Source organism: Veillonella parvula (assembly GCF_018366295.1).
GTDB classification, from domain to species: domain Bacteria; phylum Bacillota; class Negativicutes; order Veillonellales; family Veillonellaceae; genus Veillonella; species Veillonella parvula_P.
The window spans coordinates 27,589-52,818 of sequence record NZ_JAGZIJ010000009.1; the positions used below are offsets into that span (position 1 = coordinate 27,589).

The 25,230-nt window shown below is 39.9% G+C and carries 23 protein-coding genes; all 23 read left to right on the top strand.

The annotated features are described in order from the left end of the window. Nucleotides 1–8 precede the first annotated feature (8 nt). The 23 genes from KHY58_RS08225 (at nt 9) to citF (ending at nt 25,020) form a co-directional block, all read left to right on the top strand. Nucleotides 9–656, top strand: coding sequence for a precorrin-2 dehydrogenase/sirohydrochlorin ferrochelatase family protein (locus KHY58_RS08225; protein WP_278472970.1), 648 nt, complete (start codon nt 9–11; stop codon nt 654–656). Beyond that, on the top strand, nt 625–1,896 hold the full coding sequence (gene hemA / locus KHY58_RS08230) for a glutamyl-tRNA reductase (RefSeq protein WP_278472972.1): 1,272 nt from the start codon (nt 625–627) through the stop codon (nt 1,894–1,896). The genes KHY58_RS08225 and hemA overlap by 32 nt, the downstream gene beginning before the upstream one ends. Nucleotides 1,897–1,900: 4 nt before the next feature. Continuing rightward, nucleotides 1,901–2,839, top strand: coding sequence for a hydroxymethylbilane synthase (hemC, locus tag KHY58_RS08235; protein WP_278472974.1), 939 nt, complete (start codon nt 1,901–1,903; stop codon nt 2,837–2,839). Beyond that, nucleotides 2,836–4,344, top strand: coding sequence for a uroporphyrinogen-III C-methyltransferase (gene cobA / locus KHY58_RS08240; protein WP_278472976.1), 1,509 nt, complete (start codon nt 2,836–2,838; stop codon nt 4,342–4,344). The genes hemC and cobA overlap by 4 nt, the downstream gene beginning before the upstream one ends. A gap of 9 nt (nt 4,345–4,353) precedes the next feature. Beyond that, a complete protein-coding gene (gene hemB / locus KHY58_RS08245) occupies nt 4,354–5,328 on the top strand; it encodes a porphobilinogen synthase (RefSeq protein ID WP_278472979.1) in 975 nt (324 codons plus the stop codon). Nucleotides 5,329–5,337: 9 nt separating this feature from the next. Then, on the top strand, nt 5,338–6,642 hold the full coding sequence (gene hemL, locus KHY58_RS08250) for a glutamate-1-semialdehyde 2,1-aminomutase (RefSeq protein ID WP_278472981.1): 1,305 nt from the start codon (nt 5,338–5,340) through the stop codon (nt 6,640–6,642). 46 nt (nt 6,643–6,688) lie between these two features. Continuing rightward, nucleotides 6,689–7,150: a helix-turn-helix domain-containing protein gene (locus tag KHY58_RS08255; protein ID WP_278472983.1), complete on the top strand. Its 462-nt coding sequence runs from the start codon at nt 6,689–6,691 to the stop codon at nt 7,148–7,150. A gap of 296 nt (nt 7,151–7,446) precedes the next feature. Further along, on the top strand, nt 7,447–8,199 hold the full coding sequence (locus tag KHY58_RS08260) for a hypothetical protein (RefSeq protein WP_278472985.1): 753 nt from the start codon (nt 7,447–7,449) through the stop codon (nt 8,197–8,199). A gap of 155 nt (nt 8,200–8,354) precedes the next feature. Continuing rightward, a complete protein-coding gene (locus KHY58_RS08265) occupies nt 8,355–8,603 on the top strand; it encodes a hypothetical protein (protein WP_012864733.1) in 249 nt (82 codons plus the stop codon). 75 nt (nt 8,604–8,678) lie between these two features. Continuing rightward, a complete protein-coding gene (locus KHY58_RS08270; protein WP_077707607.1) occupies nt 8,679–9,443 on the top strand; it encodes a DUF3969 family protein in 765 nt (254 codons plus the stop codon). Nucleotides 9,444–9,713: 270 nt separating this feature from the next. Then, complete coding sequence (locus tag KHY58_RS08275) at nt 9,714–10,598, top strand: immunity protein YezG family protein (RefSeq protein ID WP_077707606.1); 885 nt, start codon at nt 9,714–9,716, stop codon at nt 10,596–10,598. 469 nt (nt 10,599–11,067) lie between these two features. Then, the gene (locus KHY58_RS08280) at nt 11,068–11,340 is read left to right on the top strand and encodes a hypothetical protein (protein ID WP_187658824.1); all 273 of its coding nucleotides are present in this window, start codon (nt 11,068–11,070) and stop codon (nt 11,338–11,340) included. 181 nt (nt 11,341–11,521) lie between these two features. Next, nucleotides 11,522–11,866, top strand: coding sequence for a hypothetical protein (locus tag KHY58_RS08285; protein WP_229039603.1), 345 nt, complete (start codon nt 11,522–11,524; stop codon nt 11,864–11,866). 23 nt (nt 11,867–11,889) lie between these two features. Then, nucleotides 11,890–12,369, top strand: a complete 480-nt coding sequence (locus KHY58_RS08290; protein WP_195394850.1) for a hypothetical protein — start codon at nt 11,890–11,892, stop codon at nt 12,367–12,369. Nucleotides 12,370–12,603: 234 nt separating this feature from the next. After that, the gene (locus tag KHY58_RS08295; RefSeq protein ID WP_341458546.1) at nt 12,604–13,371 is read left to right on the top strand and encodes a M48 family metallopeptidase; all 768 of its coding nucleotides are present in this window, start codon (nt 12,604–12,606) and stop codon (nt 13,369–13,371) included. A gap of 12 nt (nt 13,372–13,383) precedes the next feature. Then, nucleotides 13,384–16,791: a DNA polymerase III subunit alpha gene (locus KHY58_RS08300; protein WP_278472994.1), complete on the top strand. Its 3,408-nt coding sequence runs from the start codon at nt 13,384–13,386 to the stop codon at nt 16,789–16,791. Nucleotides 16,792–16,884: 93 nt separating this feature from the next. Continuing rightward, complete coding sequence (gene pyk / locus KHY58_RS08305) at nt 16,885–18,633, top strand: pyruvate kinase (RefSeq protein WP_008715016.1); 1,749 nt, start codon at nt 16,885–16,887, stop codon at nt 18,631–18,633. A gap of 35 nt (nt 18,634–18,668) precedes the next feature. Beyond that, nucleotides 18,669–19,412: a Bax inhibitor-1/YccA family protein gene (locus KHY58_RS08310; RefSeq protein ID WP_004695271.1), complete on the top strand. Its 744-nt coding sequence runs from the start codon at nt 18,669–18,671 to the stop codon at nt 19,410–19,412. 13 nt (nt 19,413–19,425) lie between these two features. Beyond that, nucleotides 19,426–20,337, top strand: coding sequence for a LysR family transcriptional regulator (locus tag KHY58_RS08315; protein WP_060919687.1), 912 nt, complete (start codon nt 19,426–19,428; stop codon nt 20,335–20,337). Between the two features lie 385 nt (nt 20,338–20,722). Then, nucleotides 20,723–22,126, top strand: a complete 1,404-nt coding sequence (locus KHY58_RS08320; protein WP_008715021.1) for an anion permease — start codon at nt 20,723–20,725, stop codon at nt 22,124–22,126. A 122-nt stretch (nt 22,127–22,248) separates the two neighbouring features. Further along, nucleotides 22,249–22,518, top strand: a complete 270-nt coding sequence (gene citD / locus KHY58_RS08325; protein ID WP_008715023.1) for a citrate lyase acyl carrier protein — start codon at nt 22,249–22,251, stop codon at nt 22,516–22,518. After that, nucleotides 22,518–23,483, top strand: coding sequence for an HpcH/HpaI aldolase/citrate lyase family protein (locus KHY58_RS08330; protein ID WP_004695279.1), 966 nt, complete (start codon nt 22,518–22,520; stop codon nt 23,481–23,483). Before citD ends, KHY58_RS08330 begins: the two co-directional genes overlap by 1 nt. Further along, the gene (gene citF, locus KHY58_RS08335) at nt 23,473–25,020 is read left to right on the top strand and encodes a citrate lyase subunit alpha (RefSeq protein ID WP_278472997.1); all 1,548 of its coding nucleotides are present in this window, start codon (nt 23,473–23,475) and stop codon (nt 25,018–25,020) included. The genes KHY58_RS08330 and citF overlap by 11 nt, the downstream gene beginning before the upstream one ends. The last annotated feature ends 210 nt before the right edge of the window (nt 25,021–25,230 follow it).

The following is a 25,230-nucleotide window of genomic DNA, read 5'->3' on the forward strand; positions in this document are numbered from 1 at the left end:
GGACAGCCATGGTATCCATAACATTTCAACCTACAACTGAAGATATAATCCTATTCGTAGGCGGCGGAGAAGTAGCGGAACGACGGATGCAGCTTTTTATTGACGAGCCTTGCCAAATTGTCGTTATCGCTCCTGCTGTAACGGATACGATTAGCCAATGGGCAAAGGAAAATCGCATCACTTGGTGTGATCGGGCTTTCACAATGGACGACGAAGAGCATATTATTTCGAGTAGTTTGCTGTTTATCTGCACAGATAATCATGAACTAAACGATACCTTGTATGAGCTAGGGAAAAAACATCGAGTGTGGACAAACCGTAGTGATGACCCGAGCGCGTGCAGCTTTACTGTGCCATCGTCTCTTGAACTCGGCGATCTTCATATTGCTATTAGTGCTAACAATGTAGGCCCGCGTATCAATCGTCTCGTACGACAAGATATGATGAATCGTTATGGTCAGTTGCAAAAGGCTATGCCTAGACTTAAAATATTTAGAGAAGAAGTAAAGTTACTGCTTCTTACTCCAGAGGCTCGACAGAAATTTTGGCGAGACAATCTGACGGTAGAAACATTTGAAGCCATTCTCAAGGGAGATTGGATGATTATAGAGGAGAAACTAAACCATGCAATTAGTGGTATTAGGTCTAAATCATAGAAGTGCCGCTGTAGAGGTGCGTGAACGTTTCTCGTTTGATAAAGACGAGGTAGTTTCCGCACTAAACCGCCTCTATGAATTTGACTGTATCTCAGAATGCGTTATATTATCCACCTGTAATAGAACGGAAATTTATGCTGCTTTAGAAGGTGTAGAATTTCCAAAGGATTACATGTTGGCAGTATTAAAAGATTTAAAAGGCGCAGATCATATCGATGCAGATGCGTTCTTCTTCTACGAAGAACGGGACTGTATTGAGCATCTATTCCGTGTGTCTGCTAGCCTTGATTCCCTTGTGTTGGGGGAAGGCCAAATCTTGAGCCAATTAAAAGGGGCTTATATTCAGGCTTATAGCGCAGGCTGTACGGGAACAATTTTTAATATTTTATTCCAACGAGCTATTAGCGTTGGTAAAAAGGTGCGTACTAATACGGGCATTGCTAATACGCCTGTATCTGTTAGTTACACGGCGGTCAATCTTGCGGAGGACAGTTTAGATAAGCCATTATCCGAAGCTACAGTACTTATTTTGGGTGCTGGTACGATGAGTGAATTGACAGCTACTCATTTACAAGCGAAGGGTGTAAAAACGATTTTCGTATCTAATAGAACCTTTGCTAAGGCTGAAATGTTAGCGGAACGCTTTAATGGTAAAGCTGTTAAGCTCGATAACTTTGTAGAGTATGCTAAGGATGCAGATATCCTAATTACATCTACAGGGGCGCCGCATTATATTATTACTGAAAAAGAAGCCAAGAAAATTACGGCTCTTCGCAAGGGTGAACCAATCGTTATGATTGATATTGCGGTACCTCGTGATATCGACCCTGCTGTGGCAGACTTGGACGGTATTTATCTATTTAATATTGATTCTCTTGAAAGTGTAGTAGAAGAAAACAAGGCACAACGAGAAGAGGAAGCTCGTCGTGCAGAACCTATTATTCACGATGCTATTGAAGAGTTATTGGATAAATTAAGCTATTTAACAGTGCGTCCGATGATGGCATTGCTTACAGAAAAAGCGGAGCGTATTCGCCGTCGTGAATTACATCGCGCATTAGCTAAATTGCCAGATATTTCCGATAAAGAGCGCCGTGTTATGGACTCGATGAGTCGCATGATCATTCGCAAAATGTTGCGTGAACCGATGATTCACTTCAACGAAATTGCTGGTACAGAGGAAGAAGGCTTGTACTGGGACTTATTCAAAGATATGTTTAATCTTGAGAAAGAAGGCTAATGCCATGAGAGATCATATTCGAATCGGCACGCGAAAAAGTGCCCTTGCCCTGTGGCAGGCTGAACATATTAGTGCAGAATTACAACGTCTGTACCCAAATATTACGGTAGAGCTGGTTCACTTTAATACAAAAGGTGACCGTATCTTAGAGAAACCACTGGCTCAAGTTGGTGGTAAAGGTTTATTTACTGTTGAATTAGAAGAGGCTATGCATGCAGGCGACATCGACATCGCCGTACATAGCTTAAAGGATATGCCTACAGAGTTGCCAGAAGGCCTTACTCTTGGTGCCATCTCCGCTCGCGAAGTGCCGTATGATGCACTGGTGAGTCCCGTGTATAAAACACTGGACAAATTGCCACAAGGAGCTCGTGTTGGTACCAGTAGTTTACGCCGGCAAGCACAGCTATTACATGTTCGACCTGACCTAAAGGTAGAGGTTATTCGCGGTAATGTGCAGACTCGTTTGAGCAAGATCAAAACGGAAAAGCTAGATGGTGTTATCTTGGCTCAAGCAGGCCTTAAGCGATTGGGTTTAGAAGACCAAATCACACAAGTCTTCAAGGCCGACGAAATGATTCCTGCCGTTGGACAAGGGGCACTCGCTATCGAGTGTCGCGCCGACGATACGGAGATGCTTGAAATCTTGGCTCCTATCAACGATGAAGCAACGCGCTATGCCGTTGAAGGGGAGCGCAGTTTCTTGCGTCAATTAAACGGTGGTTGTCAAGTGCCAATGGGCGTACATGGTACCATCAATAAAGGTCAATTGACTTTAAAGGCTATGATTGCATCCCTCGACGGAAAAACTGTGTACGAAGGGGAAATCTCTGGTCCCGCTAAAAAGGGCGAGATCCTTGGTAAAAATCTTGCAAAAGCCTTATATGAAGAAGGGGGCAAACGTATTGTGGATGCTCTCATAGAGGAAGGAATCATAAAATGACAGGTATGGTATATCTAATTGGTGCGGGCCCTGGCGATGTTAAACTCATCACTGTAAAAGGCCGTGAATGCATCGAAAAAGCAGATGTAATTGTATATGACTATTTAGCGGATGCCCATCTGTTAGAATGGGCACGTCCAGATGCTGAACTGATTTACGCTGGTAAGCAATGTAAAGATCACACAATGCATCAATGGGAAATCAATGAGCTATTAGTCCAAAAAGGTAAAGAAGGCAAAATCGTAGCACGATTAAAAGGCGGTGATCCGCTCGTATTTGGTCGTGGTGGTGAAGAAGCGATGGCTCTTGGCGAAGCCGGTGTGCCATTTGAGTTCGTGCCAGGTGTAACATCTCCTATCGCAGCGCCTGCCTATGCAGGGATTCCTGTAACACAACGCGCTATGGCCACATCCTTTGCGGTGGTAACAGGTCATGAGGATCCTACAAAAGCAGTATCTGGCATCCATTGGGAAGGCCTTGCTACGGCGGTAGATACACTTTGCTTTGTAATGGGTGTTGGTAACTTGCCTGTCATTGCGGAAAAATTGATGGCTCATGGGCGAGCAGCCTCTACACCAGTAGCGCTTGTTCGGTGGGGAACAAAAACAGTACAAGAGGTATTAGTTTCTACCCTTGAACATGTCGTTGAAGATGTAGCAAAGGCTCAATTGAAAGCGCCAGCTATCATCGTAGTAGGTGATGTTGTCAACCTTCGTGAAAAATTACAATGGTTTGATAATAAACCTTTATTCGGCAAAACTGTCGTAGTCACACGCGCTCGCTCCCAAGCAAGTGCATTCCGTGAAAAATTAGCGGCTCAAGGTGCTAATGTAGTGGAAGCAGCAGCAATTAAAACATCTCCATTGGAATTGTTTGAGGAAGATAAACGCATCATCAACAATACAAAAGAATACCAATGCATCGTATTCACATCTGGTGAAGGGGTTCGCTACTTCTTTGATGCTCTATATAAAGAAGGCAAAGATACACGTGCTTTAGGTAATTCTAAAGTGGCGGCTATCGGCTGTGCTACAGCTCGTGAACTTCAAAAATATGGCATCGTACCAGATATCATTCCTGTAGATTACAAGGCTGAATCTGCTGTGGAGGCTCTTGAAGAAGAACTCAGTGCAGGGGATTCTGTATTATTGATTCAACCAAAGGTAGCACGCGATGTGATTCCACGTTGCTTGCGTCACCGCAATATGAATGTAGATATCTTGCGCTTATATGAAACGACACAAGATACATCTCAACAAGAAGCATTAGTAACAGCGTTAACAGAAGGCAATGTAGATTATATTACCTTCACAAGCTCCTCTACTGTAACAAATACAATCCAATTATTGGGCGACAATGCACTAGAGCTATTAGGCAAAACTAAAGTAGCTTGCATCGGTCCAATTACGGCTGCTACGGCTATGAGTGCAGGTCTTAAACCGGCTATCATCAGCGATGTATATACAACAGATGGCTTAGTAAACGCTATTGTAAAAGATATTTAGGAGGATTACATGTACGATTTAACATACCGTCCTCGCCGCTTGCGTATCAATCCAGAAATGCGAGATTTGGTACGCGAAACGACACTCGACGTAACTGATTTGATTTATCCATTATTTATTGTGCCTGGTGAAGGTATCAAAAAGGAAATCGACACATTGCCAGATCAATATCACTTGTCTGTTGACGAGGCTGTGAAAGTAGCTCAAGAGGCTTATGATCTTGGTGTGCGTGGTGTAGAAATCTTTGGTATTCCTACATACAAAGATGAGCAAGGTTCCTCTGCTTGGGATATGTCCCAACCAGTACAACAAGCCATCAAAGCCATCCGCAAAGCCGTGCCAAATCTCTTGGTTATTTCTGACGTATGCTTGTGCCAATATACCTCTACCGGTCACTGTGGCATGATCGATGACCATGAAATATTGAACGACGAAACATTACCATTGCTTTGTAAAGTTGCGGTAAGCCAAGCAGAAGCTGGTGCACATATGGTGGCTCCATCCGATATGATGGACGGTCGCGTAGGTGCTATTCGTGAAGCCCTTGATGCGGCAGGTTATACCAATGTATCTATCATGAGCTATGCGGCAAAATACGCATCTGCTTACTATGGTCCGTTCCGCGGAGCTGTTAATTCTGCGCCAAAATTTGGTGACCGCAAATCTTATCAAATGGACTCGGCTAATCGCTTGGAAGCTTTCAGAGAAATCGAACTCGACATCGCTGAAGGTGCAGATATTATCATGATTAAACCGGCCTTATCCTACTTGGACATCGTTCGTGAAACACGTGACCGCTACGAATTGCCTGTGGCGGTATATAATGTATCCGGCGAATATGCAATGGTAAAATCCGCCGCAGCGGCTGGTCTCATCGACGAAGAACGCCTCGTTATGGAAACAATGCTTTCTATGAAGCGCGCCGGTGCTAAAATCATCATTACGTACCATGCCTTAGATATTGCTAAATGGTTACAACAATAAGGAGGAACTATGTTCCAACTCGGTAAATCTGAAAAGGCCTTTGATGAGGCTAAACGTTATATGCCGGGCGGCGTAAACAGCCCGGTTCGTTCCTACCGTAGCGTAGGCTCTAACCCTCCGTTTATTAGCAGCGCCAGTGGCAGCCGCATTTATGATATCGATAACAACGAATACATCGACTATGTGTTGAGCTGGGGACCTATGATTTTGGGCCATGCGAACCCTGAAGTTATTGCTAGCTTGCAAGAGGCGATTCCTCGTGGTACTAGCTATGGTGCGCCTACACTACTAGAAACAGAATTGGCTAAAAAGATACAAGCCTTCATGCCATCTATGGAGGTTATCCGCCTCGTAAACTCTGGTACAGAGGCTACCATGAGTGCATTGCGCGTAGCTCGTGGGTATACTGGTCGCGATCGCATCGTGAAATTTGTAGGCTGTTACCATGGTCATAGCGATGCTCTCTTGGTGAAAGCTGGCTCTGGCCTTGCTACCTTTGGCGTGCCGGATAGCCCTGGCGTTCCTCAAGGCGTAGCAGAGAATACCATAACATTGCCGTACAATGATTCTGAAGCGGTTCGTAAATTATTCGACGAGATCGGCGATACTATTGCGGGGATCATCGTGGAACCTGTAGCTGGTAACATGGGCTGCGTACCTCCAGTACCAGGCTTCCTCGAAACCTTGCGTGAAGTAACTAAGGCTCACGGTGCTGTGTTGATCTTTGACGAAGTTATGTGTGGCTTCCGTGCTAGCAGCGGTGGGGCTCAAAAACGTTATAACATTAAACCGGACCTTACATGCCTTGGTAAAATCGTTGGCGGTGGCATGCCACTTGCCGTGTTTGGTGGCTCTCGTGAGATTATGAATCAAATCGCTCCAGCTGGCCCTATTTACCAAGCTGGTACATTGAGTGGTAACCCAATTGCCGTTACCTCTGGTTTGGCAACACTTTCCATTCTGCAACGTGATCCAACGGTGTTTAAACAAGTAGAAGATACGACGATTGCCCTTTGCGAAGGCTTTGAAAGATTGGCGGCACAATATAATGTGCCTGTTGTAGTACAGCGTGTAGGCTCTATGTTCACCATCTTCTTCACTGACAAACCAGTTAAGAACTTTGATGATGCGGCAGCTTGCAACGAAGAACAATTCAAAATGTTCTTTCACCATAACTTGAGCCATGGTATTTACTATGCGCCAAGTCCTTATGAAAGTAATTTCGTATCTATCTGCCACAAGAGCAGTGAAGTGGAACGCACATTAGCCGTTGCTGATGAAGCTTTCAAAAAAATCAGTGATACATTATTATAAGAAGTTATAGTTTGTAGTTGTTTATGTATCGATACAGGTGATGAACATGCAGTTTTACAAGAACTTAAAGCGTGCTCGCGTGCGCATGGGCAAAAGCCAAATCGAAGTAGCAAAGGCCGTAGGTATCAGTAATGCGGCGCTTTCAAATTACGAAACAGGGTATCGCGAACCAGATTTAGATACACTCTGTGCCCTGTCTCGCTATTATGGATTGACCTTGGATGAGCTGTTGGATGTAAATGGAGAAGAACACGAGCCCATCTATGATCTCAGTCCTGTACTAAAAAATAAATACATCGCCTATAAAGGTGATGTATACGAGTTAAAAGACTCGCAAAAACGTGCGCTCTTGCGCGAGCTCGATAATCTATTTACTAAATTTGAGAAATCAAAAGTAGAAGATAAAAGCAGTAAGCCAAAGACGTACAAACATGGGAACCCACATATCAATCGAGCGGGCCTAGCTAGTAGCGCTGGTAGTCTGGCGGCACGACGGAATATAAAGTAGTGCTATACTACATTGTAGATTGAGTGGAACATGTTTATTTAAACAATTTAATTAACTTAATTATAAAAAGTACCATCTATTTGGGGCTAAACGACACATAAGTCGTCCCTTGATAGATGGTACTTTTTTTGCCGCAACATAACAAAATATTCGTTGGTGGTATACGCTAGTTTAACATATAATTGAATTATAGAAGGGGAATAAATATTTATTGATTAGATATGATATTTGATATTATTAAAAGATGTTGGTGTTTTGTATGAAGCTATTTGATTATATAGCTTAGGTAGTTTGGTATGAAAAAAATTTGTTCTTTAATACTGATTGTTATAGCAATTATTAGTACCACTATTTATCAGTATTATTATCACGATGGTTCTCCTAATAATATAGTTATTATGGATGAGTCTCATGAGCTAGTAGATACTTTAATCAATGAATCGATTTCTAATCGTATTTTAGCTGTATATTTTGATGAGCCTTACTATTATTATTTAGGCTATGATGGAATCGGTCGATATGATATTAGAAATCACATGTTAGATGTTCTAGAATTTGAAATTTACGGTGATGAGACTGGCAAGCATAAAATTAATTATTCAAGATCTAAGATGATTGTTAATAAGAAATCTAAGTTAGAAGCTTTTTCAAAAGAGACTTTAGATAACTTTGAAAAAATGCTGATGAACTCAGAACGTGGTGCTAAATATTATAATAAACGATGGTATCATTCAGGCTATGAAGCCACATTTCTCGACTTAGATAAGCATCTAATTATTACAAATGACGTAAGAGGAATAAAAGAGACTCCTACTAAAATCTTAATATTTAATGTTAGTGGTTTTATTATCATTGATAAAGAAACAAATAATATACAAGTATATTTTGATGAAAGTATTGCTGGTAAAAAGGTTAGAGACTCTTTAATTACTATGTTGAAATATAACTATGGCGATTATCTAACCATATTAAATAGTCTTGATGAAATTGGGAAAGACGAACGGACCATCTTGTTACAATTAAGAGATAATTATGTTAATAAAAAGTAGTAATATATTATATTTATATTCATAATATTGTGTAGTAAAAATTGAGAGTACTTTAACGAGTTGATTTGATGGAGTTGTTAGTTTTGAAAAAGATAGGAATGTAAATATTCTATTTAGTATGTATTATCTTAATTATAAGGAGATTTAGTAGATCGATGGAGTTCTTTGATTCTTTTTTGAATTTATATGATACAAATTATGAGGTTAAAGGTACAATTCAGGCTATAGGATTTTTAATTGCATTTATTTGTATTCCTGAGTTGATTGGTAATCATGATAGTATAGAATCTTTTACTTCAGCTAAGCCTATAGTGAGATGTGTAGTAAGGATTATTTTGAGTATCTTCTTATTTTTTGCAATATTTACTTTGTTGGGTTTGCTGATGGATAATGGACTATTATAATTCACTAAGTAAAACGGGTTAATGATGAACGTATAGATTTTAAGCTAGAATAAATTAGTGGATAGAGGTATAAATATGATCTATTTTAAAAGTAAAAAAAGCTTAGATACATTTTTGATGGTCTTTATATTGGGTGCTGTTAAGGCATATAGACGAAATTATATTGACTTGACCATTTTAGAATATTACATATTTAGTATGTTAATTCGATTAATGTGTAGAAAAGCACATCTGTCCGATAAACTGTTAAATATAATTGGTGATGGGATGAGTTTAGAGGATGTTGATGAGTGGATGGCTCGTAGAATCCCTATACCAGCATTAAATGATACGTTAGATGATATTGAATGCAGTAGTTGGATTGCTTTAATAGAACGGGAGTTAGAGGGTAATACTTTATCTGAAGTGTTAAAGATTTCTACACATGATGAAAAGAAGTTCGGTATCTATTTCTTTACCGATTATGTAGAGGAGATATTTTGGGCGTTGTTTTTGTTAGGATTGTATGAAGTCTTACAAAAACCTGAATTCATTTCTGAATCAATCTTAAGTTGTATTAAACAGACCTATTTGTCTGAAATATATACGTGTGAACGTATTCAGAATGAAGATCTTCAAGCATGTATTTCCAATTTACAGGAGATAGCGGATACTAATATATCCGGGCAATTAAGTAAAGATTTAATTACTATGAAAGCAAAATTAGCATCATTACAGATATTATTACCATTTTATGATGTGAGTTTTGACAAGTTAAAAACAGGCATTGATTTAAAAGCTACTAAAGGGATGTTTTGGCAGATTAAAGTTTCAGGGGAGTTTATAGACTTAGGATTATAGATTCTAGAAGATTTTTAAGTTGTATATATACTTATGATTATTATTTAAGAAAACTAAGCTAGAAGACTTTTCAAAAGAGGCTTTATATAACGTTAGAAAAATGCTAATGAACTCAGACCATGATGCTAAATACTAACAATAATCGCTGGTATTATTTAGGTTATGACCTAACATTTCTTGATTTAGATAAACATCGAATCATTACTAATGATGATGTAAGAGGAATAGAAGATTTTCTGACGAAATTCCTAATAATTAATGTGAGGATATATGGATATATATATTAATAAAATAAGAGATATACTTATTGATTGTATGCCAATACATTGGTATAAGTGTTATTTGTTTTTTGAATGTACAGAATCAGGTATGAGTTCGGCTTGTTATTATGTAAAAACCCCGGCTGGTTCAATCATTAGTTATGGAGATTTGCTATATAATTGCAGTGATGAAAAAGTAAAATCTATAAAAGCTGGAACTAGTGAGATTTTAACGTATGTACGTTTACTTCATGAAGCCTCTACAGAACAATGGACGTGGGGAACAATGTATATTTCACGCGATGATTATGAGCCACATTGTGAATTTCATAATGACCCTGTAACTGACGATTGCTGGCTCCAAAATAGATATAAGTGGGTATATAAAAACTTTGGTGTTTTGGAAAATGAAGATGAATTTGATCCGGATGTATATAAAGAAATGCTAAAAGGTCCACGAGGTGTTTTATTATTGGAAGATATGGAATCTCGTGTATTAGCAAAAAATTATACTGCCATTGATAAGGCATTTAAGTTAAAGCATAAAAGCTTAGAATCGGAACTTGAAAAACATTATAATAAAGTAGCCAAAAGTATATACAAGTTAACGCCTCTAAATTGGCATCGTGCTAAATTACACTTTGATATGAATGTTAATAATTCCTCTGTAGAGCTTTTGGTTTATAAAACTGAGGATGATTCATATATTACAAAGTATGTAGAAAATAATGATGAAGAGCCGGCTATTATTTCGGAAGTTATGTATAATTTAAAGAATGAAATTTTATCAATGATTGAGACTTTTAAATTCTATAATCAAAATCCGTTCTCTGGATTAATATTTATATTAACAGCTAATGGTGAAGTATCTTTAGAATTATCTTACTCAGATTAGTAGGTTAGTATTACATACTATTATAATGACACCTATACCACCAACAAGGGCTTGGTATAGGTGTCATTTTTATATTACAAAATGATAAAAAATCATTATTACTTAAAATCTAAGTAGTTCTATTAAAATCACCAGATTTCTAAGTTTTTATGAGTGTTTTATGATAAAATAAAAGATATGAATATCTCAACAACTAGATTTATTATTTATAATAGAGATATTATTGAGTATAAGATGACGTGAGTTTATGGAGAAATATTACTAATATACAAATATGAATAAAATAATTGTTTTTATTAAAGGTCTACTGCAGTTATCCACGATATTGGTAGGTATATTTGGTCTATTTCTCTTTATAGGTGGGGGTTGGTTATATCATGATTTACAGTATCGGTATGTAGTTGATAGCAGATACAATACAATTTTTGATAAGGCCAACAGTGTATATCTCATTAATAAAGGTATTTCGATGGATATTATTAATGATAAAATTTATGCGATGAATGATGATGTCTATGTTATTATTAATCAAGAGAGCAATACAATTATTGTATATTATTTAAATCCAGAAGATGTTGAAATTATAAATAATTTTACAAGATTACAACAATGGTATTACGGTGATAATATGATATTACAACCGATTGAAAGTTTAGGTCCATCTGAAACATTTGATATATATAAGAAATTGTCAGAAGCGCCTGGAAGGTTTCAATCACAAGGTAGCCGAATTTCTTTTTAATAGCAGTATAATTTTAGATTCCAAGTTCTAATAACGTAGTTAGGACTTGGAATCTTTTATTATTTTTTGATCAGTTTAAGCGGTAGTTATTAAATATAAAACTTCTTAATTAAAGAGGAGTATTATGTTACTTATATTAAATAAGTCCTATTAAAATTACCGGAATTTTATGATTTTATGAGTGTCTTATGATAAAATAGATGCTGCATTTGGTAATGCTAAAGCTGCATTCGGAAAATTAAAGATTGGTGTTAGAATGACAAAAATTTCTGAAGATAAAGTTCATGTGGTTGGGCAAGCAAAAGATTTATATAATTTTGAATGGCTTCCTGATTACGATAATAAAATCGGATCTATTCCTCCGGCAGAGCTTTCTACTGCGTATATAGATAAACTATGGTCTATGGTAATGAGTGCATCAAAGGAGAGTGCATTAATTGCTGCAGCTAATATTGCATATTTAGAACAGAGAGCTAGAATTATAAAGCCTTTTAAATATGGAATTCAAATTGATACTGTTATTTAAGCTGAAGTGAGAGCATAGTAGAGATGAAATATATATTAATTATTTTGGTAAGTATTTTGAGTTTAGCAGTATGCTCAATAATCTATATTGGTGAATCTAATTCATATAAATATGAACCTCGTTATTTTTTGGGATATTCCAAGGGTGAAAATTATATATTGGATAATAAAACTGGGTCCACATTAGAATATAATGGATACTCTTACGAATCACAATTAAACTATCTATATAGTTATGGAAAAACAGGTTTTCTAAAAATTGATTTAAATTTAGATCAAATATACTATTTATTTGATGAGGAAACCGATGAAAATTATAAAAAATATACTTTAAACAACTATTTGATAGAGAAAAAAGAGCTAGAAAAAGAACAGAAACCAATTCACATACATATTTTATCTAGTAAGGCAGACCTAACTTCTGAGGAACAGGATATTTATAATCGGTTGAAAGATAAGAAGATGAGATATCCTAATCGTTCTATTATTGTTAAAGTAAAATAATATGCTTAATATTTTGGTGATTTGGATGCTTCGTAAGACAAGCTTGTGATGTATTTATTAAGACTTTTCTATACTAATAAATAATTTGATATTACAGATTATTTTAATGACACCTATACCACCCATAAGGGCTTGGTATAGGTGTCATTTTTATATTACAAAATAGTAAAAAATCAGAATTACTTAAAATCTAAGTCATTCTATTAAAATCACTAGAATTTTACGATTTTATGAGTGTTTTATGATAAAATAAAAGGTATGAATACTTCAACAACTAGGTCTATTACCTATAATGGCGACAGAATTGAATATGAGTTAACCATCAAGCGTGTGAAGAACATGAACATGCGCATTACCAGGGATGGTGTGATCCATGTGTCGGCGAATGGGTACATACCGGATTATGTGGTGGATAAATTTGTCATCGAAAATATGCCCTCCATTGAGCGGGCTCGTTACAAGATTGATGCATTGAATGCCAAGTGCGTTGAGGCGTTGCAGTATGTGAATGGTGAAAGCTTATCAATTCTTGGTATTCTCGTTACCTTACGCCTAGTTGAGCAGGATGGAAAGCCTCATATCGGCTTTGACGGAAAAGCCATCCTTACCATGGTAGTACCTCGTGGTACGACCTTTGAAGCAAAGCATATATTAATGCAAAGTTATTGGCGTAATTTAGGGGAGAAGGTCTTTGTCCACTGGGCGAAGGTCGTATATCAGCGCTTTCACAAGCAAGGTATTGATGTACCTATGCCAACCATAAAGCAGCAGCGCATGAAGAGCCGTTGGGGTTCTTGTACGCCTGCAAAGCAGCTCATTAAGATGAATACCCGATTATTAGAGGGGCCACAGGCGTATATTGAATACGTTATGGTTCATGAGTTTGCCCATTTTAAATATTTAGACCATTCTAAGAACTTTCACAATCTCGTGGCACAGTTTTTGCCAGATTGGAAGGCTCGTAAGAAGTCATTGAACGTGTATTTTGCTCATCGCCCTTAAAGGAGGTGTACCATGCAGCCATTTGTACATTTACATAGTCATACAGAGTTTAGTTTGCTAGACGGCATCAGTCGTTTGCCTGACATGGTACGTCGTGCGAAGGAGTTAAATCAGCCCGCCCTTGCTATTACAGATCACGGCAATATGTACGCAGCCATTTATTTCTACAAAGAATGTATGGCTCAAGGCGTTAAGCCTATCATCGGTTGTGAGGTGTATGTAACGGAAAACAACCGATTTGATTGTCCAGAAGGTCGTAGCCGTGAACGATTAAAACATCTCATCCTATTGGCTGAGACCATGGAAGGGTATCGTAATCTCGTTAAAATCGTGTCTAAAGCATCTACGGAAGGTATGTTATATCGTCCTCGTGCAGACCGAGATTTATTGCGCCAATACAGCAAAGGGATTATTGCCCTTAGTGCGTGTATTCAAGGAGAAATTCCTCAGTATATTTTGCAAGACAATATGGAAGGCGCCAAGCGTTCCATCGAATGGCATATCGAGACGTACGGCAAGGATAATTTTTTCTTAGAAATTCAAAATCATGGTTTGCCAGAGGAGGCAAAGGCTCAAGAGGAACTCATTAAGCTCAGCAAGGAATATGGTCTTGGCATTGTAGCGTCTAATGATTTCCACTATGTTTTAAAAGAGGATGCAGACGCGCAGGATATTAAGGTTTGTATATCTACAGGTCGTCGCCGTGCTGAGGTAGACCGCTTAAAATTCCCGAATGATGAGTTTTATCTCAAGTCTGGGGATGAGATGGCGGAGTTATTTGGACATATCCCAGGGGCTATCGAAAACACCTTAAAAATTGCAGACCGTTGCAATGTAGAGTTTAATTTCGACGAACATCATTTGCCACACTTTGATGTGCCAGAAGGGGAAACGTCTAAGACCTATTTACGTAAGGTTTGTGAACGAGAAATTCCTCGCCTATATGGAGAGACCTCTGAAGAGTTACAAAAACGTCTCGACTACGAGTTAGATGTTATTGGAACCATGGGCTTTGAGGACTACTTCCTCATCGTATGGGATTATGTGCGCTATGCTCGTGAGCACGATATCTTAGTAGGTCCTGGACGTGGTTCTGCGGCCGGTTCTGTAGTAGCCTATCTATTAGGTATTACAGGCCTTGATCCATTGAAATACGACTTGCTCTTTGAACGGTTCTTAAATCCAGAGCGGGTAAGCATGCCCGATATTGATATTGACTTTTGCTATGAAAAGCGTGGTCAAGCCATCGAATATGTGACAAGAAAATACGGTCAAGCTCGTGTGTCTCAGATTATTACCTTTGGTACTGAGGCGGCTCGTGCCGTTATCCGTGACGTAGGTCGTGTGCTCGACTTACCACTGGCTGAAGTGAACCGCATCGCTAAGATGATTCCCAACGAACTAGGGATTACCTTGGATAAGGCTTTACAAGGTAAAGAGTTAAAGGCTTTATACGAAGCTGATCCAAACGTTAAAGAATTATTTGATTTTGGTAAAAAGCTAGAAGGCATAGCGCGAAATTCGTCCACGCATGCGGCGGGCGTCGTAATTTCTGCGGACCCTCTAGATGACCACGTACCAGTACAAAATGCCAACGATGAAGGCTTTGTAACGCAGTACGATAAGGATAACATCGAGGAATTAGGGCTTTTAAAAATGGACTTCTTGGGCCTCCGTACCTTGACGGTTATGGGGGATGCCTTAAAGCTCATCAAGGCGAACCGTGGTATTGACCTAGACTTAGATGCCATTCCGCTTGATGATAAGGCGGCGTGTGACATTCTCACAAAAGGCGACACCTCTGGTGTATTCCAGCTTGAGTCGGAAGGTATTACAAAGCTTGTAATGGACCTTAAGCCTGAGCATTTTGAAGATTTAATTCCATTGGTAGCCTTGTATCGTCCAGGCCCACTAGGCTCTGGGATGGTGGCGGACTTTATCGACCGCCGTCACGGTAAAAAAGAGGTTACCTATTTACATCCAATTTTAGAACCGATTTTAAAAGATACCTTTGGTGTAATCTTATACCAAGAACAGGTTATGCAGATTGCGTCCGCCATGGGTGGTTTCTCCCTTGGTCAAGCGGACTTGATGCGCCGTGCTATGGGCAAGAAAAAGGAATCTGTTCTAAAGGCACAACGGGAGTCCTTTATTCAAGGCTCTGTAGCGAACGGTATTACCGAGTCCGTTGCGAATGAAGTATTCGATTTGCTCGTATACTTCGCTGGTTACGGCTTTAATAAATCACATAGTGCGGCTTATGCGTATATCGCGTACCAAACGGCGTACTTGAAAGCCCATTATTTCCCTGAATTCATGGCGGCTACCATGACGAGCTTCATGCAGAACATGCAAAAGTTGACGTATTACATCAACTCCTGCAAGAAGCACAATGTTAAGGTTTTAGGTCCAGATATTAACTATTCTGAGCGCAGCTTTGCCGTACAAGACGATGCTATTCGTTTCGGGCTTGGCGGTATCAAGAACGTAGGGGACAATGCCATCGATCGCTTGATTACTGAGCGCAATGAGCATGGTCTATATACGGATATCGTGGACTTCTGCAAACGGGTGGATAATAAGGTCGTTAATAAACGATTGCTTGAAAGTCTCATTCGTTGTGGTGCCATGGATGGTTTCAAGGAAAATCGTAACCAATTGTTGCACATGTATGAAAGCGCACAAGCCGTTGGTGCTAAAGAGCAAAAGGATGCCGCTATGGGCACTATGAACCTCTTTGGCGATATGGAAGAATCTGTCGATTTTATCCCTGTTCCCAATGTGGAGGATTTATCGGAAGACGATAAGTTAAAGGATGAAAAGGAATATACCGGCTTTTACATTACGGGGCATCCATTGCAAGGATATGCGAAGGAGTTGGAGGGCCTCTTTGAACTGGGCGCTCTCGTAGAAAATCCAGAGCAATACGATGGTCAAACCATTACCTTTGGCGGTCTCATCGAAAATAAATCAGACCGCATGACGAAGCGCAATGAGGTTATGTCCATTCTTCGCATTGAAGATTATTCTGGTGCGGCTAATGTAGTGGCATTCCCTAAGGTCTTTAGTCAAAGCCAGCAATTCATTGCAGTCGATATGATTGTTAAGGTAAAAGGCCGGGTTGATGCGGATGAAAAAGGTGTGCAAATCATTGCAGACCGTATTACGCCATTAAAGGTAAACTATGGGCAGGCAAAACAGGTGGCAATCCACATTTATAGCCAATATGATACACCAGAAAATAGCGAAGCCTTAAAACGCGTGTTGACTAGCACTGCTGGCTCTGTGCCAACGTCATTATATTTACACCGTCAACGAAAACGGATTAATCTGCCACCAAATATGTGCTTTGACCCTAGTGATGAATCCATCAGGGCTATTGAATCTATTTTAGGTGAAGGCTCCGTAGAGGTGCAATAACATATGTTGTGTGAGGCACAGATAGCTTTCACCAACATTGATATAATAAGAAATGAAAGATCCAATCTTGGATGTGCTTTCATAGGAGGAAAGATGAAACGTACAAAGATAGTATGTACTGTAGGTCCGGGAACGGATAAATTTGGTATCTTAGAAGATATGATGCGGGCGGGCATGAACGTAGCTCGTTTTAACTTCTCTCACGGATCCCATGAAGAGCAAGCAGAACGCATGCAAATGGTGCGCGATGCAGCGATGATTGTGAATAAACCGATCGCATTATTGCTCGACACAAAAGGCCCTGAGGTTCGTCTCGGTCTATTTAAAGAAGGCAAGGTATTCCTCGAAGCTGGTCAACCATTTACGTTGACTACAGATGATGTGGAAGGCACAAAAGAGCTTAGCTCCGTGAACCACAAAGGTCTTACAGGTGATGTGTCCGTAGGGGATAAAATTCTATTGGCTGATGGGCTTGTAACACTTACCATCGATGCTATCGAAGGCAATAATATCATTACAACTGTTCAAAATAGCGGGGAAATCGGCAACCGCAAGCGTGTAGCCGTACCAGGTGTAGCACTAAGCTTGCCACCTGTATCTGAACAGGATGAAGCGGACTTGCGCTTTGGCTGTCAACAAGGGGTAGACTTTGTGGCCGCATCCTTCATGCAACGCGGTAAAGACATTGTGGCTATTCGCCGCATTCTTGAGTCTGAGAAAAAAGATATCAAGATTATCGCGAAAATCGAAAATGCAGAAGGCGTTAAAAATATCGATGAAATCTTGGAAGTAGCTGATGGCCTCATGGTTGCGCGTGGCGATCTCGGTGTAGAAATCCCTGCAGAAGAAGTGCCAGTACTTCAAAAGATGATGATTGAAAAATGCAATAACTTGGGTAAACCCGTTATTACGGCGACACAAATGCTTGAGTCTATGATTCAAAATCCACGTCCAACACGTGCGGAAGCAAGTGACGTAGCTAACGCCATTTTGGATGGTACCGATGCGATTATGTTATCTGGTGAAACAGCCAATGGTTCCTATCCTATAGAAGCTGTTGCGACCATGACTCGCATTGCAGAGGTAACGGAAAAGGCTGCTATTTACGATAGCTATAGCCGCGCTCGTGAGGATGAAGAAATGACTACTACAAGCGCCGTATGCTTGGCTAGTGTGCGCGTAGCTCAAAATCTCGGGGCCGCTGCTATTTTGACATGTACTGAATCTGGCCACACCGCACTTAGCGTGGCGCGTCATCGTCCAGATTGTAAAATCATCGCTGTCACACCTCATGAGGAAACTATTCGTCGCATGCAATTATGCTGGGGCGTAGAGGCTATTAAGGGACATGAAATTATCAACTCCGATGAAATGGTAAAACAAGCCATTACTGGTGCGCTTGGTACTGGGGCTATCGAGTCTGGTGACCTTGTAGTTGTTACCGCTGGTGTGCCATCCGGTGCAACCGGTACTACAAACATGATTCGCGTTCACATTGCAGGTCGAGTACTCTTGTCTGGCAATGGTATTTTACGTAAATCCGTTACAGGTAATGTATACATTGCGGCTAATCATAAGGGTAATTATGAAAGTTTCAAAGATGGTGATATCCTTGTGGTAGGCACAATTGAGCCTGAATTGATGGCTATTGCAAAACGAGCAGGTGGCATTATTGCCGTAGAAGATGGTTATACATCGGACAGCGCTATTGCGGGCATTACCTATGGTATTCCTGTTATCTTAGGCGCTAAAAATGCTCATGAAGTGCTTCTTGAAGGTCAAGAAGTGACTATCGATGGCGAACGTGGTAAGGTGTTTGCGGGCATTGCCAATGCTCGATAATCTCTATAAGTGATAATTAAATAAGGAGGGATAGTATGAATCCATATAATGTAACAGGACCTACTGCAGCTGAGGTTGCACAGGTTGAAAGTATCGTATCCCAACGATTAAAAGGCTCTTTTTTATGGATGGTTGTAGGCTTACTTACAACTATTGGTGTTGGCTTTGCTGCATTAGTGAATCCAAATTGGTTACGCTTTGCGTACCAAAATTTTAATATTATCTTATTAGTAGAGCTAGGTGTGGTATTCCTTTTTAGTGCTCGTGCATATTCTGCTAATGTAATGACGTTACGAGGTATGTTCTTCCTCTATAGTGCTTTGAATGGTCTCACATTGACTTTGGTATCATTGCGATACAATGTGTTTGATGTTGTTATTCCGGCGTTAATAGGTACGCTTGCTTTCTTCATTGGCTTTGCAGTGGTAGGGGCTACAACTAAACGTAATTTATCATCCCTTACACCATATGTGATGGCGGCATTGTTCGGCATGATCATCGTATCCTTGGTGATGATGGGGGCCCGCTTCTTTAACTGGACTGTACTCAGTGGCTTTAGTGATACTGTTAGTTTAGTTCTAGGTTATGTAGGTGTTGTAGTATTCTCTATCTTTACAGCTATCGATGTGAACCGCATTAAGAATAATGTGACACAAGTGGCGCTCATGGAGGATGAAACAATTTTAGACCGCATTGAAATCACAGGCGCTTTGAGCCTATACCTAGATTTCATTAACTTATTCTTATCCTTATTACGCATCTTTGGTAATAAGCGATAATAAAGGAGTTTGTATGGACGATAGAGAATGGCAAACCTTTGTTACTGTTGTCGATGAAGGCAATATTACAAGGGCTGCAGAAAAATTATTTTTATCGCAACCAGCGTTGAGTTATCGGTTGCGCCATATGGAAAAAGCCTTGGGCCATTCTCTGTTGTTGCGGACTGCTGAGGGGATTGCCCTCACGGCACAAGGCGAAATTTTCTATGATTACTGTAAGCGAATGATGCAAGAAGAAGAGGCTTTGGAGCACGCTATGAACTCCGCTTCTGGCAAGATTCAAGGGACCTTGAAAATCGCATCATCTATCAACTTTGCAGATTATGAACTACCGGCTTTATTGAGAGCTTTCCGCGAACAATATCCTGATGTTCATATCCAAGTGAAGACTGCTTTCAGCCATCAAGTGGTAAAAATGTTTAATACTGGTGACTGTATGGTCGCCTTTGCTCGTGGTGGCTATGACGTGTCTGGTAAGTCTGAACTGTTACTAGCAGAGCCATATTGTCTTGTATATAAAGAATTAGTGCCGCCTGAATCCTTAGTAAAGGTACCGTTCATTAAATACCAAACAGATGCATCGGTGGCAAATATTATTGAAACTTGGTGTGCAGAACATTTTGACGAGCCTCCAAGTGTGGCGATGGACGTAAATTCTATGAGTACGTGTCGTCACTTTGTGCGCGCAGGTCTAGGATGGTCTATCTTGACGTATATGGGACTTGGATCCTGTAAGGACAAAGATATCTATGTGAGTCCATTACGCAGTAAAAATGGTGAATATATCACCCGTGATACCAATATGGTGTACACAAAAGATTCGGAAAATTTAATCGTTGTTAAAACCTTTATTGAATATGTCCGTAATTATTACAAGGAACACACCGTTGTAGATAATAGTATACTTAGAGAATATAAGTCCTAGGAATTATCAATAGAGCATATCTATGAGGTTTTCTAACTGTTTATCCATGCTATTTCAGTATTGGACTTTTTCGATATAATAACTCATAATATAGATTAAGATTAATATAGTACCATGTAAGTGCATGTATATCCTTTTGAGGAGGTATACATGCATTTTTTTCATTTGGGACTATAATTCTATGCTTAAAATGCATAAAAAGTATGATTAGTAGATATAAAAGTTTTTATAACCCCTATAAAGGTAATCTATTATTCATATTTCTTTTAAACATATATAATGAGTGTAGACTTAATCAATGTAATCGACGTCGCGAGCGATTATGTTGTTGAAGACTAGATGATTTTATGTATGCCTAAATTAATTCAGAAAGGGAAAGACACACATGAAAGACAAATTATGGCGCGTTGGCGTTATGGCTGCTATCGTCGCAATCACATGGTTTGGTGGCACACCAGATGGTCTCAAACCGCAAGTATGGCAATTATTTGGTATTTATTTAGCAACTATCGTGGGCTTGGTATTAAAACCATTCCCAGTTCCTATTACGGTATTATTAGGTGTTGCTACATCTTCTATCTTATTGAGCAACACTAAAGATGTATTAGCTGGTTACAGCAATACAGCATTATGGTTAATCTTTGCAGCTTTTGCATTATCTGTTGCATTTGGTAAAACTGGCCTTGGTCATCGTATCGCATACTACTTGGTTCGTGCTTTTGGTAGTACAACACTTCGTCTTGGTTATGTAACGGCATTCCTTGACTTGATCTTGTCTCCAGCAACTCCATCCAACACAGCTCGTGCAGCAGGTATCGTATATCCTATCAACTTGTCCATCGCTGAAGCTGTTGGTTCTTACCCTGGTGAGACTGCAAAAAAAGCAGGTGCGTACCTTTTACAGAATGGTTACTTTGCAACAAAGGTAACATCCTTCTTATTCGCTACAGCAATGGCGCCAAACTTATTGGCATTAGACTTCATTACTAAATTGACTGGTGTATCCTTGAACTGGGGACAATGGGCATTAGCTATGTTCGTACCTGGCTTCATTATGTTAATGTGTATTCCGTTCATCGGCTATATGTATGAACGTCCATCCGTCAAAGAAATTGATAACAAGAAAATTGCGGCTGATGGTTTAGCAGAATTAGGTCCTATGAAAGCGTCTGAAAAAGGCCTTATCGCCATCGCACTACTTGCAATCACAGGTTGGATCCTTCCAACATTTGGTATTAAAATTGATGCTACAGCAGTGGCTATCGTAGCGATGATTGCTACATTTGTATGTGGCATTATTACTTGGGATGATTTGCTCAAAACTAAAGCAGCTTGGAACACATTGATTTGGTTTGGTGGCATCTTGGGCTTATCTTCTGCATTGACCAAAGGAAAATTCTTCGAATGGTTGGCTAAGTTCTTAGAAACTCACATGAACTTTGGTTTAGATCCATTCATGATGCTTATCCTTATCTCTGTAATCTCCGTTGCGGTTCGTTACTTCTTCGCATCAGGTACAGCATACATTTCTGCAATGCTTCCAGTATTCTTGATCGTTGGTATTAACGCAGGAATCGATCCTACATTATTAGCGTTCATCTTAATTGGTACAAATTCCTATGGCGGTTCCGTAACTCACTACGGTGCGGCTCCTGGTCCAATCATCTTCTCCGCTGGTTACAACAATGTAAAAGACTGGTGGACAGTTGGTCTTATCTCCGCTGTTGTATGTTTAGTATTGAACTACGTAATCGGTATCCCTTGGTGGAAAATCGCTGGTTTCATGTAATTAGAAATCATTACTATGGAGTGTTAGAATTTAATTGTTAGTATTCAATGTCTGTATAGGCTCTCGCGACGAGCCTGTACAGACTTGAGTTTTATAAATGTTTCACAAGGAAAGGATGCAACATGGCACAATTAGTAAAAGCTGCACAAGCTGGCTTCGACGAAAAAAATGATGCATTAGTAACGGTTGAACCGATTGCTAGCGGTATCGAAATCGAATTAACATCCAAAGTTATGCGTCAATATGGCGACCAAATTAAATCTGTTATCTTGAACACAGTGAAAGAAGCCGGTTATGATGGCGTAAAAGTAACCGTACAAGATAAAAACGCTTGGGATTACACGATTAAAGCTCGCGTGTTGGGCGCATTGGAAAGGGGGAGCAAAGCATAATGGCTAACGATAAAACATTCCCAGAAGTTAAAACAAACCCATTAACAGAGGCTGCTAAAAAACGTTTGTCTCGTTCCATGATGTTCGTACCAGGTAATACACCTAAAATGATTAACAGTGCAGATATTCACGGTGCTGACTCCATCATGATCGATATCGAAGATTCCGTGCCAATTACAGAAAAAGACACAGCTCGTCTTTTAACTGCAGAAGCATTGAAATCCCGTAAATTCCGTGCAGAAACAGTTGTTCGTATCAACCATCCTACACAAACTCCTTATGGCTATGACGATCTTGATGTTATCGTTCCAGCTAAACCTGATATGATTCGTTTACCTAAAACTGAAGATGTTTCTGAAGTTGAAATCGTAGCGAAGAAAATTGAAGAAGTAGAAAAAGCTAACGGCTGGCCAGAAGGTACAATCAATATTATCGTAGCTATCGAATCCGTTCGTGGCTTATACAATGTTCGTGAAATCTGCCACGGCCCTCGCGTAGTTGCTATCGCTCTTGGCGCTGAAGACTATCGTGCAGACCTTCGCACAGGTAAACATAAACCAGCTGTTGAATTGTTGTTCGCTCGTCAAACAATCCTTCATGCAGCACGTGAAGCAGGTATCCGAGTAATCGATACTGTATTCTCCGATGTGAAAGACCCTCAAGGTTTCCGTGAAGAAGTTGAATTCATTAAAGCTTTGGGTTATGATGGCAAATCTTGTATCCACCCAAGCCAAATCAAAATTATCCACGAAGTATTCACTCCTGACGAAAAAGAAATCGCTCATTCCGTTAAGGTATTGAACAGCTATGCAGATGCATTGCGCAACAATAAAGGCGTAATCTCCGTAGATGGTAAAATGATCGATGGTCCTATCGTAGTTCGTGCACAACGCGTAGTTGATAAAGCACGTGCAGCAGGCATTAAAGTTGAATTAGAGGAAGGAGCAGAATACGATGTTAAATAAAGTAGGTCGCGATATCCCAACAAATATCCCAGCACTAGAAGGCCGCGAAGTATATCAAGGTGAATTCGCTATTGAACCTAAAGTTCATCGTGCAGGTAAACCTGTACACATGAGCCGTGTTGGTACAAATAAAGTTCTTGCTTCCATCGATGAAGCAATCGAAAAAGCTGGCGTAAAAGATGGTATGACATTGTCCTTCCATCATCATTTGCGTAACGGTGACTATGTAATGAAAATGGTTATGGAACGCGTACAAGCAAAAGGTATCAAAGATATTACTATCGCATCTTCTTCCTTGTCCCCATGCCATGAATTCTTGGTAGAAATGATTCAAGATGGTACTGTAACAGCTATCGAAACATCTGGCTTGCGCGATCGTCTTGGTAAATTCTTAACTCAAAACCCAGGCGTATTGAAACGCCCTGTAGTGATTCGTTCTCATGGTGGTCGTGCTCGTGCTATCGAATCTGGCGAAGTTCATATCGACGTAGCTTTTATGGGTGCTCCTACAGCTGATCCACGTGGTAATGCTACTGGTCGTATGGGTAAATCCGCATGTGGTGCACTTGGCTATGCTAAAGTTGACTCTCACTATGCAGACAAAACTGTTATCATCACTGATAATTTGGTTGATTATGTACACAACTATGCAATTCCTCAAACTGATGTAGATTATGTTGTTGAGGTTGAAAGCATTGGTGATCCAGAAGGTATCGCTTCTGGTGCGGTAGGTTTCACTAAAAACCCTATCCAAATTAAAATTGCTGAACTAGCTGGTGAATTCCTTGACCAAGCAGGCATCATTAAAGATGGTTTCGTATTTCAATTGGGCGCTGGCGGTGCTCCATTGACAGTTGCAAAATTCATCGCTGAAAAACTTCGCAAACGCGGTGAAGTAGGTGGCTTCGCTATCGGTGGTGCTACTGGTATCTTGACTGGTATGCTTGAAGAAGGCTTGATTCGTGCAATTTACGATACTCAAACATTCGATACAACTGCAGCAGCTTCTTTAGATAAAAACCCTGCACACATCGAAATGTCCGCTTCCATGTATGCTAACCCATGGACTGACTGCACTACAAACTACCTAGACGTAGTATTCCTTGGTGCTACTGAAATCGACCTTGATTTCAACGTAAACGTAATGACTGACTCTAACGGTGTATTGATGGGCGCTTCTGGCGGTCACTCCGATACAGCAGCAGGTGCTAAATGTACAGTTATTACTTGTCCATTGATCCGTGGTCGTTTGCCAATGATCCGTGACAAAGTTGCAACTGTAATTACACCAGGCTCCTCCGTTGATGTACTTGTTACTGAATACGGTATTGCAATCAACCCAGCTCGTACTGATTTGATTGAACGCTTCAAAGATAGCAACTTGCCTATCTACACAATTGAAGAATTACAACAATTAGCATTCGACTTGGTAGGTAAACCACAAGATATCCCTGTATCCGACAAAGACGAAGACATCGTGGCAATCGTAGAATACCGCGATGGTTCTATCCTTGACGTGGTTCGTAAACCTCTATAATTGAGTAGGGGTTGGAGTCCGGTAGAGTCCGTTTGGGTTTCGCTGTCAACTCACCATCCCATGCTAGTAAGTTAATACAAAGACCCGCTCCATGAGTTCGAGGACCATGAAGCGGGTCTTTTTGAATTTATGCGTTGTTTTATTATTAACTTCAAAGATAGAAATAAAGTCTAATGTGGCAAATATGGTACATGATTATAGTTATACTTT